The organism is Pseudomonas sp. 05N432 (assembly GCF_056396945.1).
The window spans coordinates 204,348-218,286 of the sequence record NZ_JBFTMM010000002.1; the positions used below are offsets into that span (position 1 = coordinate 204,348).

A 13,939-nucleotide genomic window follows, 5' to 3' on the forward strand; every position below is an offset into this window, starting at 1 on the left:
TGTTACCACCAATATTTTCCGAAGTTTTCCGGATTGGCCCAGAACCGTGAATTGAGCCAGTCAGGCACTTGTTTGTAGTCAAGCAAATCGTAGGTAAAGAGTGTCAGGACCTGTTCGTCACGCTGGAAGCGTTCGCTGGCCTGCAGTGCCAGGGAAAAAAAGTCGGTTTCTTGCCAACCGCAGGCTTTCAGGTCCGCCAGCACCGCGATGCGGCTGGCGTTGAGATTGCGAATCCCGCCGAGCAGGTTCAGGCCATCGCGTTTGGGTAGATGCTCAAGGCAGTCGAGTGCCAGCGCCAGGTCGAAGCGTTGTGCGGCAAGCTCAGGTGGCAAAGGGCCGGGCGCGACTTGTGCGACGCAGGCATCCGGGTGTGCGAGCTTGAAAGCTTCAAGCGCGGGGAAGTCGCTGGCGCCAATCAGCAACAGACGTTGTGGCGCATAGCGGTCGAGCAAGGCGGCGAGTGCCTGCTGGGGCGTGCGCGAAGAAATACCTGCGGTCATCGAAGATCCTCAATCAGATGTGCGAAGACTAGCCTGCCCGAACGTGCGGGCCTAGAGGCGGTTTGCAGACAATGGCGAGGCCTGCCGTAAATACGCGGCGAAAAGCCGTAGAGTCGAACGGGTCATGGACCGCTGATCGACAGTTGCGACGCTCTAAACCGCCCGTTCAGAAGAATTTTCGTTGGCCTCTGGCTTATCCGTTGCGGAAGTCGGTACTGTGCGTGCAAAGAATAATGATCTGCGGGGGGCGTACATGAAGGTGCTTTGGGGCTTGGGGAAGGGTTTGACCCTGTTGTTCTGGCTGGTAGCGCTGGTCAATCTGATCAGCCCGTTGATCGGTCCGTTTCATCTGATGATCAATCTGATCGGCTGTCTGTTGCTGATGACTCATGTTGTGGAGCTGGTGCTCTTTAACCGCAACCTTAAAGAGCGGGCTCATCCGTGGCGTGATCGCTTGCAGATCCTCATTGTCGGTATTTTCCATGTGCAAACACTTGCAGCCCCTGCCGCCGGGGAGGTTCGTCATGCGTAAGCTCTGCCTGCTCGCCGCCTTGATCAGCCCGATGGCGATGGCTCAAGTGGTCACGGTCGAGACCAACTCGCTGCTGCGTTTGCCCAATACCACCAGCACTTTGCAGCTGGAACGCCTGGAAGTCGCCGATAATGGCACGCTGCTGATCCCCTCCAACGTAACCGAATTGAGCGTTGGCGAGTTGCGTCTGGGTCGTGAGGCACGGATTGCGATTGTCCCCAGCGAACAGCCTCTGCAACTCAATATCAGTCGTGCGCAGCTTGCCAGTGGCAGCCAGATCACCTCGCGAGGCGCACCGGGCACCTACCTCAAAGCCGCCCGCGCCGGGCGCAACCTGAATCTGCGGATTGTCTCGCTGAACGCGCCCGAGTTGTCGGTGGATGCCCGTGGCGGCGCCGGTGCGCCGGGTTACGTGGGGCTCGATGGCGGCAACGGCCAGGAGCCGGGCTGCACGTGGGGCCAGGCCGGGCATGGGGCGGATGGCGATAATGGTGGCGATGGTCATGCCGGGGCGCCGGGCGCGCAGGTCCGGGTGGAATTGCCGCGTGATTACCCGGCCCAGCAGATCAAGGTGCTGGTCGACGGTGGCGCCGGCGGCGTGGCCGGTGCCGGTGGCAAGCCAGGCGCAGGCGGAAAGGCCAAGGGGTGTTTCGTCTACCGTGCCGACGGCGGCAAAAGCGGTCGCGCAGGTGCGCCAGGTCAGCCAGGTCCTGCCGGCGCGGCAGGTGCCGTGACGGTACAGCGGTTGTAACGATTGGCAAGGGGGGCGCGACACGATCCGTAACAGCTGGCGAAGCCTGCGTTCGGCTCGGTCCGCGTTCGGGCGAAGCAGTCGTAAAATCAGCCGCCACGTTTTTTCAGGTTAACCGTGGAGACAGGATTTACGGCCACTGCGTAGCCGAACGCAGGCTTCGCCAGCTGCTACGGGGGGGAATTCCTAGAACATCGGCCGAGCCGAAGCCACCGCTACCAGCAGCAACCCCAGCGACAGATTGATCCCCACCAGACGCCGAATCTTGCCCAGCATCGCCGCACCCGCCGGCCAATCCTCAGCCAGCACGGCTTTGCGCAACTCCGGCAGATTCAGCGCCTGAATGCGGATAAACAGCGCGGTCATCACCAGGTACAGCCCCATCATGATCTGCACGTAACGCGGCGCGGTTTCAAAGCCACTGAAGCGCAGATGAATCAGCCCGACACCACTGATCGGCAAGATCACCACCGCGACCCAGACCCAGACAAAAAAACGTTGAAACACTTCTACCCACAGCTTCAGTCGCGCAGGCCCGTCAAGTGCCTTCATGGCGGCGGGGCGCAGGACCATCCAGGCGAAAAACATGCCGCCGACCCAGACCAGGGCCGCCAGTACATGCAGGGTATAAATGAGGGCGAAAGGTGTCATTGGGGTACTCCGTTCTGCGCGGGATTAATTAGCGGGGTATGATAGCCGCCGATCCGAACCACTGAAAATTTATCCAGCGTTTTTTGCGCCCGACAATCCATGATCAGCACAGAACTCAAAACCACGATCCAGGGCGCCTACTCGCGTTTTCTCGAAGCCAAGAGCCTCAAGCCGCGTTACGGCCAGCGCCTGATGATCGCCGAAATAGCCAAGGTCCTCGGTGACATCGACACCGACGACGAAGGCCGGCGCAGTGGCGACCCCGCGATTGTCGCGGTGGAAGCCGGCACCGGTACCGGGAAAACCGTGGCCTACAGCCTGGCGGCGATTCCGACTGCCAAGGCCGCTGGCAAACGCCTGGTGATCGCTACGGCGACCGTCGCCCTGCAAGAACAGATCGTCTACAAGGACCTGCCGGACCTGATGCGCAACAGCGGGCTGAACTTCAGCTTTGCGCTGGCCAAGGGCCGTGGCCGCTACATGTGCCTGTCCAAGCTCGACATGTTGTTGCAGGAAGGCCACGCGCAAACCGCTACCGCGCAGCTGTTCGAAGAAGAAGGCTTCAAGATCGAGGTCGATGAAGCCAGTCAGAAGCTGTTCACCAGCATGATCGAAAAGCTTGCCGGCAATAAATGGGACGGCGATCGCGACAGTTGGTCCACCGCCCTTGAAGATGCGGATTGGGCGCGCCTGACCACCGATCACAGCCAGTGCACCAACCGTCATTGCCCCAACTTCGGTCAGTGCGCCTTCTACAAGGCGCGCGAAGGCATGGGCAAGGTGGACGTGATCGTCACCAACCACGACATGGTCCTCGCCGACCTGGCCTTGGGCGGCGGTGCCGTCCTGCCCGACCCGCGCGACACCATCTATGTGTTCGACGAAGGCCATCACCTGCCAGACAAGGCGATCGGCCACTTCGCCCATTACACGCGTTTGCGATCCACCGCCGACTGGCTGGAAACGACCGCCAAGAACCTCACCAAGTTGCTGGCCCAGCATCCACTGCCGGGCGATCTGGGCAAACTGATCGAACAAGTGCCGGAGCTGGCGCGAGAGATCAAGACCCAACAGCAGTTCATGTTCACCGCCTGCGAACAGGTTGCCGAATTCAAGCCCGGCGAAGACGTCGAGGGCCGTGAACGGCCGCGTCATCGTTTCGTCGGCGGGGTGATTCCCGAGCATATGCGCGAGATGGGCATCGAGCTGAAGAAAGGCTTCGCACGCCTGACCGATGTCTTTACCCGGCTTACCGAGCTGCTCAAGGAAGGTATGGATGGCGAGGTCAACATCGGTATCGCCAGCAATCAGGCGGAAGAGTGGTATCCGCTGTTTGGCAGCCTGCTGTCCCGTTCCCAGGGCAACTGGGAGCTGTGGACCGCATTCACCGCCGAAGACCCGGAAGACAATCCTCCGATGGCGCGCTGGCTAACCCTGGCCGAAAGCGGTTCGCTGTTCGATATCGAGGTCAACGCCAGCCCGATCCTGGCGGCGGAAATGCTCCGACGCAACCTGTGGAATGTGGCTTATGGTGCGCTGGTGACCTCGGCCACCTTGACCGCACTGGGCACCTTCGACCGTTTCCGCATGCGTGCCGGTCTGCCGAAAAAAGCCGTGACGGCGGTGGTGCCGAGCCCGTTCCATCATGCTGATGCAGGCGTGCTGCGGGTGCCGGACCTGCGCGCCGACCCACGGGACGCGGCGGCCCACACTGCGGCGATCATTCGTGACCTGCCGGAACTGGTCGAAGGCTCGCGCGGCACGCTGGTGCTGTTCTCTTCGCGCAAACAGATGCAGGACGTGTTCGACGGCCTGGACCGCGACTGGCGCAAGCAAGTGTTCATTCAAGGCAACCTGTCGAAGCAGGAAACCCTGAACAAGCACAAGGCGCGGGTCGATGGCGGTGACTCCAGTGTGCTGTTCGGCCTGGCGAGTTTCGCCGAGGGTGTCGACTTGCCGGGTGCTTACTGTGAGCACGTGGTGATCGCCAAGATCCCGTTCTCGGTCCCGGACGATCCGGTCGAAGCCGCGCTGGCCGAATGGATTGAAGCCCGAGGTGGTAATCCGTTCATGGAAATCTCGGTGCCCGACGCCTCGCTCAAGCTGGTTCAGGCTTGCGGGCGCCTGCTGCGCACCGAAGAAGACCGTGGCACCATCACTTTGCTTGACCGGCGTCTGGTCACGCAACGCTACGGCAAAGCTATCCTCAACGCGCTGCCGCCGTTTCGCCGCGAAATATCTTGAGACACGGTGGGCGAAATCGCCCACTTCGTTGTCTATCCCCCCACTACCGATTCCACACAGGCCGTTCACTGGTCGTTAGGGAGAACCTGGTTCATATGATTCGCCGTTCGTTACCCGCTGTTTTTGCCCTGATGTTCGCTGCGCCACTGCTGGCGGCTCCAGCCGGACAACAGACGCTGTTCAATTTTGTCCGGCCCGCCGATGTGGTCCAGGTGGCGACCCAGGACGCCAGCCTGCCGCAGTCCAATGCGGAGCAAACGGCCGAAGGTGAAGTGCTGCGCAGGGTGACTTTCAATCCGGCGGCTCAACCGAACCTGCGCCTGACTCCGCAAAGCGGCGCTTGGGACTGGTCACAGTCTGGCGTCATGAGCTTGCGTATCCAGAGTGCAATGAACTGGCCTGTAACGCTCTACGTGAAAATCCAGAGTAACGACGGCAAGACCCTGGTCAGCCGCATCGATTTGCCGGCCGGACCTGCGCAAACCCTGCTGGTGCCGCTGACACCGAGTTMGCCGTTGAGCCGGGGCCTGAAAGCCGGGCCGCCAATGCCGATCACTGTCGAAGGCCAGCGGGTGTTGCTGGCCAGCAGCACGGGTGAACTGGATCGCAGCCAGGTGGTGTCGGTGACGCTGTCGATGGATCAGCCAAAAGTCGCCCAGAGCATCATGCTTGAGCGCTTTGGCGTGCAGGACGGCGAGGCGGTGGTCAAAGCGGCCTACGGTTCGTTAGTGGATGCTTATGGTCAGTCCACGCGAGCGAAATGGCCGGAAAAAGTCACCAGCGACGAGCAGCTCAAAGCGGCGGCAAACAAAGAACAGCAGCAACTGAAAACCTGGCTGGCCGAGCGTGAGCGTTCGTCCCTGGACACGTTCGGCGGCTGGAGCAAAGGCCCGGCGTTCAAGGCCAGCGGCTTCTTTCGTACGGAAAAGCGTGATGGTCGCTGGTATCTGGTGACCCCGGAAGGTCACCCGTTCTATTCCCTGGGGGTCAATACGGTCGCCGCCGATACCAGCCAGACCTACGTCGCCGGGCGCGAAGCCATGTTCGAGTCGTTGCCCGCTAACGACGAGCCATTGGCCGGCCATTACGGTGAAGGCGACAATCGCACTGGCAATGGTTCCGATCAGGGGCGTGGGTTCAATGCCGGTCGCTGGTATGACTTCTACGGTGCCAACCTGCAGCGCACTTATGGCCAGCCGTGTGCGGTTGCGGGTGAAACCAAGGCCGAAGAAGCCAAGGCCGACGCCGCCACAACCCCGTGCGCTCCCCACTCGTTCGACGAAAAGCGCTGGGCCCACCATACGCTTGACCGCCTGCAAGCCTGGGGTTTCAACACCATCGGCGACTGGAGCGCTCCGGCGCTGGGCTTGAATGACCGTGTGCCGTACACCTTGCCGCTGTCCATCGTCGGCGATTACGCCAGTATCAGCACCGGCACCGACTGGTGGGGCGGCATGCCCGATCCGTTCGACCCGCGTTTCGCCATGGCCACCGAGCGCGCTGTGGCMATTGCTGCACGCGATCACCGCGACGACCCATGGCTGATCGGTTACTTCGCCGATAACGAACTGGCCTGGGCCGGTCCCGGCGATGACCCGAAGGCCCGTTATGCCTTGGCGTACGGGACATTGAAAATGACTACCGACGTGCCGGCCAAACGGGCGTTCCTCAAGCAACTGCGGGACAAATACCGTAACCAGGCGGGCCTGTCGAAAGCCTGGGGCATTGATCTGCCAGCTTGGGAATTGATGGAAGACCCGGGTTTCGTGCCGCCGCTGCCAAGTGCAGAGCACCCGGAAATCGAAGCCGACTTCAAATATTTCCAGAAAGTCTTCGCCGACACTTACTTCAAGACCATCGCCGATTCGCTGAAATGGCACGCACCCAACCACCTGCTGCTCGGTGGTCGGTTTGCCATCAGCACACCTGAGGCTGTCGAGTCTTGCGCGCAGTACTGCGACGTCCTGAGCTTCAACATGTACACGCTCAAACCTCAGGACGGTTATGACTTCGCCAAGCTACAGGCGCTGGACAAACCGGTGCTGATCACCGAATTCAACTTCGGCTCGCGTGATCGCGGTCCGTTCTGGGGCGGTGTGACGGAGCTGGCGAAGGAAGAAGACCGTGGGCCGGCCTACGCCAATTTCGTCAAGCACGCGGTGAGTGAACCGTCGATTGTCGGTGTGCATTGGTTCCAGTACCTCGATCAGCCGGTGAGCGGTCGTCTGCTGGACGGTGAAAACGGCCATTTCKGTCTGGTCGGAATCACTGACCTGCCGTTCCAGGGCTTTGTCGAGAGTGTACGCAAGGCCAACTTGCAGGCTGTCGATCAGCTCGGCAAAGAAGCCGAGAAGGCCAAGGCTGCGGCGGATAAAGCCGACAGTGCCAGTCATGACGACGCAGGTGGGAAAAAAGGTCGCGACAGCAAGGGCGCAGGGCAGGGGGCAGGCCATGCAGGTGGGCATTCGGCCAATGGTCATTAAAGCCAGCGATCTTTTGAGCTTTTGATCGTTGACCGATCAACGATAACAGCAACCACCCAGCCCGCCCCTGTTCCCAAATCGCTCAAGGGCTGGAACAATGCAGGTCATTGTGTCGAAACGTTTTTTCGGAGAGTTACGGGTGCTGATTCAAGGTCATTACGAGCTTAAATTTGAAGCGGTGCGTGAAGCTTTCGCAGCACTCTTCGACGATCCCCAGGAACGTGGCGCGGCACTGTGCATTCAAATTGGCGGTGAAACCGTCGTCGACCTCTGGGCCGGTACTGCCGACAAGGACGGTCACGAGGCTTGGCACAGCGACACCATTGCCAACCTGTTCTCCTGCACCAAGACCTTTACCGCGGTGACCGCCCTGCAACTGGTCGCCGAAGGCAAGTTGCAGCTCGATGCCCCGGTCGCCAGGTATTGGCCGGAGTTCGCCGCTGCCGGCAAGGAAGCGATCACCTTGCGTCAGTTGCTCTGCCATCAGGCCGGCCTGCCGGCCTTGCGCGAATTGCTTCCACCAGAGGCACTCTACAACTGGCAAACCATGGTCGACGCGCTGGCCGCCGAAGCCCCTTGGTGGACGCCTGGTGAAGGCCATGGTTATGCGGCGATCACTTATGGCTGGCTGGTCGGGGAATTGCTGCGCCGCGCCGATGGCCGTAGTCCGGGCGAGTCGATCGTGGCACGTGTTGCACGACCATTGGGGCTGGATTTCCATGTCGGCCTCGCAGATGAAGAGTTCCATCGCGTGGCGCACATCGCACGTGGCAAGGGCAATGTCGGCGATGCGGCGGCCCAGCGCTTGCTGCAAGTGACGATGCGTGAGCCGAAGGCCATGACCACTCTGGCGTTTACCAACCCGCCATCGATCATGACCAGTACCAACAAGCCGGAATGGCGTCGTATGCAACAACCGGCAGCGAATGGCCACGGCAATGCCCGCAGCCTGGCCGGGTTCTATAGCGGTCTGCTCGATGGCAGCCTGCTGGAAAGCGAGATGCTCCAGGAACTGACTCGCGAGCACAGCCTGGGCGAAGACAAAACTTTACTGACCCGGACCCGTTTCGGTCTGGGTTGTATGCTCGATCAACCGGATGTACCCAACGCGACCTTTGGCCTCGGCCCTCGAGCGTTTGGTCATCCGGGTGCTGGTGGCTCCGTCGGTTTCGCTGACCCGGAACGTGATGTGGCCTTCGGTTTTGTGACCAACACCCTTGGACCCTACGTGTTGATGGATCCACGCGCGCAGAAGCTTGTGCGGGTTTTGGCCGCCTGTCTGTAAAGGGTAGCTTCAAGGCATTTTTTTGAAAAAAACTTGCCCAATGGTCGCAGGACGGAACCCTGTGGCTTCTATAGTTTCAAAGCGTCTGTTTTATACGGGTCGTAGCGGCCCACAGCTTCTTATCTCATTTTGTGGATATCCCCATGTCACTGAACAAATCTCTAGCCTTGGCACTGTGTCTCAGCATTACCGGTTGCGCGCAAACCCCACAAAATGATGCAGACGGGGGCCACTGGTGGTCATTCGGTTCCGGTTCGGACAAGGTTACGGACAAAGCCGCTGCCAAACCGGACGCGAAGGCCGCTGAAGACGCTGCAGCCGCGAAGGCCAAATCGACCGCAAGTGCTGCTGCGCCAACCACCCCGGCTACAGTTCCAGGTTCTTCAGCTGCCGCAGCAGCCAAAGCCGATAGCGAAAGCAAATGGTGGTGGCCGTTCGGCGACCAGCCAAAGGCTATCACCAAGGCCGACATCAAAGATGTGCCAATGCCTGATCCGAAAATCACCCAGGCCTGGCTGGACAGCTACGAGCCACGCTTGCGGTCTGCGGTCCAGGACGGCCACATGCAGGTTGAACGTCGTGAGAACGTGCTGGTGGTCGTAGTGCCAGTGGATGACTCTTTTAACCCGAAACGTCCAGCCATGCTGCTGCCATCGTCCCTTGGGCAGTTCACCAAGATCGCCAAGCTGGTCGAGCCCGACAACCAGGCTGCCGTCCTGGTACTTGGCCACGGCGACGCTGTGGGCACAACTTCCGACGCTCAACAACTGAGCAAGGACCGTGCGACTTCCGTTGCGTCGATCTTCAGCCTCAGTGGTTTGAAGCGTGATCGTCTGATGTTGCGTGGCATGGGCAGCTTGATGCCGCGCGCCGCCAATGACAGCGCCCAGGGCCGTGCCTTGAACCGTCGCGTGGAAATCATGCTGACCCAGCGCACCACCATGCTGGCATTGCTGAACAAGTACAGCCAGCCGACCCCACCACCGGTGGAAATGGTTGCAGCGCAGCCCGCCAAGCCCGCAGCACCAGCTGTGGCCGCGAAAAAAGCAACGTCGAAGAAGAAAGGCGCTGTCTCGAAAAAGGCTCCGGCGAAGAAAGCTCCGGCCAAAAAACAGCCAGCCAAGAAGCCAGCTGCAGCCAAAGCGGACACTGCAGAAAAAAGCACCAGCGGCCAGTAATCGGCCAGCAACTGACTGATCAAGCACAAGGAAAACGCTATGCCCCGGACTCTGGCTGATATGCGTCGTGACTACACTCGCGATGGTTTGACCGAGGCTCAGGCCCCGGCCGAGCCATTCGCGCTGTTTCATCAGTGGTTTGCCGAGGCGGTGAATACCGAACAACCTCCGGTCGAGGCGAATGCCATGACCCTGGCCACGGTTGATCAGGACGGTCGCCCGCATTGCCGGATCCTGTTGCTCAAGGGGCTTGATGATCAGGGTTTTACCTTCTTCACCAACTACGACAGTGCCAAGGGTCAGCAGCTGGCGGGCAATCCGTTTGCTGCCATGACCTTCTTCTGGCCGACCCTTGAGCGCCAGGTGCGAATCGAGGGTCGGGTGGTGAAGGTCACGCCGCAGGAATCCGATGCCTATTTCCAGGTACGGCCGCTGGGCAGTCGCCTGGGGGCCTGGGCGTCTCCGCAGAGTCAGGTGATTGCCGATCGTGCCGAGTTGGAAGGGCTGCTCAAAGTCACTGAAGCGCGCTTCAGCGATAGCCAGCCGCATTGCCCGGAACATTGGGGCGGCTATCGTTTGTTGCCAGAACGCATCGAGTTCTGGCAAGGTCGGGCGAGTCGTTTGCATGACCGTCTGAACTATCGTCTGCAAGGCGCGGACTGGACTCGCGAGCGCCTGGCACCGTAAACCGGCTACACAGTGGGGTAGGTGGCAGCCGCCGCCTCCAGCCACTGTGGCAGGTCCTGACGTTTGATATTCTGCTGCCGGGCAATGGCCAATTGTTGCAGCATGAACGCCTTTTTCCGCTCGTCATTGCCGGCAAGTGCCAGCGCCAGATCACGGTCCATCCAGCGTTTGATCCTCACGTACAGCCACCAATGGAAGTACAGCCCGGCAACGGTGGTGGCGACAATGATGAAGTAATCCATGGAAATCCTTGATGCAATGGCGCAGATTCTGGAATTTGGCGCTACTGTGTGATGAGTTCTCAAGTGCGACTGTACTGCACCTGAATGAAACCAATTTTATCCGGGCGGTGCCGTGACAGGCGTCAAGCTGCGGAGTTTAATGAATACCTGTCCTTTGGAGTTGATGCTATGCGTAAGTCTGTTTTGCTGGTTGCTTCTTTTTCTACGATGGCGATGTTGCTCACCGGTTGCCAATCGAACCTGACCGGTGACTCCTACTCCCGTGACGAAGCACGTCGGGTGCAGACGATCCGTATGGGTACCATCGAATCCCTGCGTCCGGTGAAAATCGAAGGCACCAAAACCCCGATCGGCGGTGTAGCTGGTGCGGCCGTTGGCGGCGTTGCCGGCAGCTCCGTGGGTGGCGGCAAAGGCAGTATCGTCGCAGCAGTGATCGGTGCAGTGGCCGGCGGCCTGGCAGGTTCTGCCATCGAAGAAGGCGTGACCCGTACCCAAGGCGTGGAAATCACCGTTCGCGAAGACGACGGCAGCATGCGCGCCTACGTTCAGGAAGTTCAGCCAAACGAAGTATTCCGTGTTGGCGAGCGTGTGCGCATTTCCACCGTCGGTGGCACCAGCCGCGTTTCGCACTAAGTTTTACGCGGTTAAAACAAAACCCCGATCAGGTAACTGGTCGGGGTTTTGTGTTTTTGGCTGATTGTTTTGTTAGACCACTACAGCACACCTTGGCTGTGTGAACTCAGTAATAAATCCGGCTATTCAGGGCGCACTATTGATGCTCTTGCGACTGGCCGCTGCGGTTACTACGTAACCGATCAATGCGGCGAGGATCGAGCCAGTGAGAATGCCCATGCGGTCCATGCCGGCGTATTCGCTGCTGCCCGGCACAAAGGCCAGGGAGCCGACAAACAGACTCATGGTGAAACCGATACCGCAAAGGATTGCCACGCCGAGTACCTGGCCCCAATTGGCGCCAGCGGGGAGGGCTGCAATGCCTATCTTCACGGCGAGCCAGGTCAGGCCGAAGACGCCAACGGTTTTGCCCAGCAGCAAACCGGCAGCAATGCCCATCGGTACGTGGTGGGTGAAGCTCTCAAGGTTAACGCCAGCCAGTGAAACGCCGGCATTGGCGAAAGCGAACAACGGCAGGATGCCAAAGGCCACCCAAGGGTGCAGCGCGTGCTCCAGGCTTAGCAATGGAGAAGGCTCGGCGTTTTTCGTGCGTAGCGGAATGCAGAACGCCAGGGTCACACCGGCCAGCGTGGCGTGGACGCCGCTCTTGAGTACGCACACCCATAGAATCAGGCCAATGATCATGTAGGGACCGAGCTTGACCACGCCTAGCCGATTCATCGCCACCAACGCCACCAGACAGGCTGCGGCCAGCATCAACGACAACGTCGACAATGCGCCGGAGTAGAAAATCGCGATGACGATGATTGCGCCCAAGTCATCGATGATCGCCAGGGTCATCAAAAACAGCTTCAGCGAGACCGGCACACGCTTGCCCAGCAAGGCGAGCACGCCGAGGGCGAAGGCGATGTCGGTGGCCATCGGGATTGCCCAGCCGCCGAGTGCTGCCGGGTTGTCCTTGTTGAGGAACCAGTAGATCAGCGCTGGCACGACCATGCCGCCGATGGCCGCTGCACCCGGCAGGACGATCTGCGACGGTTTGGACAGGTGGCCTTCAAGGATTTCGCGTTTGACCTCAAGGCCGATCAACAGGAAGAACATCGCCATCAGGCCGTCGTTGATCCATAACAACAGCGGTTTGGCGATTTTCAGGGCGCCGATCTGGGCGACCACGGGAGTGTCCAGCAGGCCGTTGTAGAGCCAGGACAGCGGTGAGTTGTTGATGATCAGGGCAAGGGCGGCGGCGGCAATCAATAACAGACCGCTGGCAGCTTCCAACTGAAAGAAACGCGTGAAAGTGCTACGCAGAGGCAAGGTCGCTCTCCATCTATCGATTCAAAAGGTGGACCACCCTAACCCGTACGGTTAGTTGTTAAAACAAAAGTTATATTCTTTTTTGTTATATACCGTTACAACGAGGACTCCCGGACCCGGCCTGAGCCTAGCAGTTGGCTGGCGTATTGGGCCTCAGCTGTACCTGTGCGTTATGCAGGTTTTTTCCTAAGCTTGTTGATTGAGCCTTTCGACAAGGTCAATCCATTGCCTGTTGTCACCGCCAGGTTTTCCTACGCCTATTCGATTCAATGAGAAAAAGACCATGAGCGACAACCGTCAGTGGGCTCGCGAAGCCATCCGGATCATCGAAGCCGACTTCCAGCGCAGCGCCGATACGCACCTGATCCCTTTGCCACTGCCGGGATTGCCGGGTATCGAGTTGTACTTCAAGGATGAATCCAGTCACCCCACCGGTAGCCTCAAACATCGGTTGGCGCGCTCACTGTTCCTTTATGCGCTGTGTAATGGCTGGCTCAAGCCGGGAGCACCGGTGATCGAGGCGTCCAGCGGTTCGACGGCGATCTCCGAGGCGTATTTCGCGCGCTTGCTCGGTTTGCCGTTCATTGCCGTGATGCCGGCCACCACGTCTCAGGAAAAGATCGCGCAGATCGCCTTTTATGGCGGCAAAAGCCATCTGGTGCAGGACCCGACACAGATCTACGCCGAGTCCGAGCGTCTGGCCCGGGAGCACGATGGCCATTTCATCGACCAGTTCACCTATGCCGAACGCGCCACCGACTGGCGAGCCAACAACAACATTGCCGAGTCGATTTTTCAGCAAATGCGTTTCGAACGTCATCCTGAACCGAGCTGGCTGATTTCCAGCCCTGGAACGGGCGGCACCACCGCGACCTTGGGGCGCTACGTGCGTTATCGCCAGCATTGCACCCGCGTGTTGTGCGCCGATGCCGAGCGTTCGGTGTTCTTCGAGTACTACCAGACCGGCGACGCGAGCTTGCGCCTGGATTGTGGTTCGCGGATCGAAGGCATTGGCCGGCCGCGGGTCGAGGCGTCGTTCTTGCCGAAGGTCATCGATGCGATGGTCAAGGTGCCGGATGCGTTGTCGCTGGCGGCCATGCATTATTTGGCGCAGCGTCTGGGCCGGCATGTGGGGGGCTCGAGCGGGACCAACCTGATCGGCGCCTTGATGGCGGCGCAGCAGATGGTGGCAGCGGGGGAGAGTGGCTCGATCGTGGCGATTCTGTGTGATAGCGGCGAACGTTACGCGACCACCTATTACAATCAGGACTGGCTGAAGGCCCAGGGTTATGAGTTGAGTAGCCTGATCGCGGCCGTTGCGGCCAGTGCCGAGCGCGGTGAGCCGCTGCCGAGCAGTGTGTTGCGCGCAAACATCTGAGATCGCTCAGACGCTGAACATTCCTGTGGGAGCGAGCCTGCTCGCGATGACGGATTAACAT

Annotated in this window: 13 protein-coding genes; 9 read left to right on the forward strand and 4 right to left on the reverse strand. The window is 59.9% G+C overall.

The genetic code is table 11. The features are described 5' to 3' along the window. Positions 1-2 precede the first annotated feature (2 nt). Positions 3-500 carry a DUF6231 family protein gene (locus AC1DHT_RS03270; protein WP_427533522.1) on the reverse strand — a complete coding sequence of 166 codons (498 nt, stop codon included), beginning with the start codon at positions 498-500 and terminating at the stop codon, positions 3-5. Between the two features lie 253 nt (positions 501-753). Here AC1DHT_RS03270 and AC1DHT_RS03275 point away from each other — a divergent pair, with 253 nt between their 5' ends. Both AC1DHT_RS03275 and AC1DHT_RS03280 read left to right on the forward strand, forming a co-directional pair. Then, complete coding sequence (locus AC1DHT_RS03275; RefSeq protein ID WP_427533524.1) at positions 754-1,032, forward strand: DUF1145 domain-containing protein; 279 nt, start codon at positions 754-756, stop codon at positions 1,030-1,032. Beyond that, the gene (locus tag AC1DHT_RS03280) at positions 1,025-1,783 is read left to right on the forward strand and encodes a collagen-like protein (RefSeq protein WP_427536898.1); all 759 of its coding nucleotides are present in this window, start codon (positions 1,025-1,027) and stop codon (positions 1,781-1,783) included. The genes AC1DHT_RS03275 and AC1DHT_RS03280 overlap by 8 nt, the downstream gene beginning before the upstream one ends. A 186-nt stretch (positions 1,784-1,969) precedes the next feature. Here the strand turns inward: AC1DHT_RS03280 and AC1DHT_RS03285 are convergent, their stop codons facing one another. Next, positions 1,970-2,434 (reverse strand): CopD family protein, encoded by a 465-nt coding sequence (locus AC1DHT_RS03285; protein ID WP_427536896.1) that lies wholly within the window; start codon positions 2,432-2,434, stop codon positions 1,970-1,972. A 99-nt stretch (positions 2,435-2,533) separates the two neighbouring features. Between AC1DHT_RS03285 and dinG the strand changes: the two genes are divergently transcribed. From dinG to pdxH, 5 genes are all read left to right on the forward strand, one after another. After that, a complete protein-coding gene (gene dinG / locus AC1DHT_RS03290) occupies positions 2,534-4,678 on the forward strand; it encodes an ATP-dependent DNA helicase DinG (protein ID WP_427536894.1) in 2,145 nt (714 codons plus the stop codon). Positions 4,679-4,773: 95 nt separating this feature from the next. Continuing rightward, a complete protein-coding gene (locus AC1DHT_RS03295) occupies positions 4,774-7,161 on the forward strand; it encodes a beta-galactosidase (protein WP_477761230.1) in 2,388 nt (795 codons plus the stop codon). 139 nt (positions 7,162-7,300) lie between these two features. Then, a complete protein-coding gene (locus tag AC1DHT_RS03300) occupies positions 7,301-8,446 on the forward strand; it encodes a serine hydrolase domain-containing protein (protein ID WP_429539816.1) in 1,146 nt (381 codons plus the stop codon). A gap of 143 nt (positions 8,447-8,589) precedes the next feature. Next, entirely contained in the window at positions 8,590-9,624 is a 1,035-nt protein-coding gene (locus AC1DHT_RS03305; RefSeq protein WP_427536890.1) for an OmpA family protein, read from the forward strand. Positions 9,625-9,663: 39 nt separating this feature from the next. Next, on the forward strand, positions 9,664-10,311 hold the full coding sequence (gene pdxH, locus AC1DHT_RS03310) for a pyridoxamine 5'-phosphate oxidase (RefSeq protein WP_427536888.1): 648 nt from the start codon (positions 9,664-9,666) through the stop codon (positions 10,309-10,311). Positions 10,312-10,316: 5 nt separating this feature from the next. Here pdxH and AC1DHT_RS03315 read toward each other — a convergent pair whose 3' ends face one another. After that, the gene (locus tag AC1DHT_RS03315) at positions 10,317-10,553 is read right to left on the reverse strand and encodes a hypothetical protein (protein ID WP_427536886.1); all 237 of its coding nucleotides are present in this window, start codon (positions 10,551-10,553) and stop codon (positions 10,317-10,319) included. A 168-nt stretch (positions 10,554-10,721) separates the two neighbouring features. On the opposite strand from AC1DHT_RS03315, the gene AC1DHT_RS03320 reads away from it, so the two are divergent. Continuing rightward, positions 10,722-11,186: an outer membrane lipoprotein gene (locus AC1DHT_RS03320; protein ID WP_427533534.1), complete on the forward strand. Its 465-nt coding sequence runs from the start codon at positions 10,722-10,724 to the stop codon at positions 11,184-11,186. Between the two features lie 126 nt (positions 11,187-11,312). Here AC1DHT_RS03320 and nhaA read toward each other — a convergent pair whose 3' ends face one another. Next, a complete protein-coding gene (gene nhaA, locus AC1DHT_RS03325; protein WP_427536884.1) occupies positions 11,313-12,500 on the reverse strand; it encodes a Na+/H+ antiporter NhaA in 1,188 nt (395 codons plus the stop codon). Between the two features lie 283 nt (positions 12,501-12,783). On the opposite strand from nhaA, the gene AC1DHT_RS03330 reads away from it, so the two are divergent. Then, the gene (locus AC1DHT_RS03330) at positions 12,784-13,878 is read left to right on the forward strand and encodes a PLP-dependent cysteine synthase family protein (RefSeq protein ID WP_427536882.1); all 1,095 of its coding nucleotides are present in this window, start codon (positions 12,784-12,786) and stop codon (positions 13,876-13,878) included. The last annotated feature ends 61 nt before the right edge of the window (positions 13,879-13,939 follow it).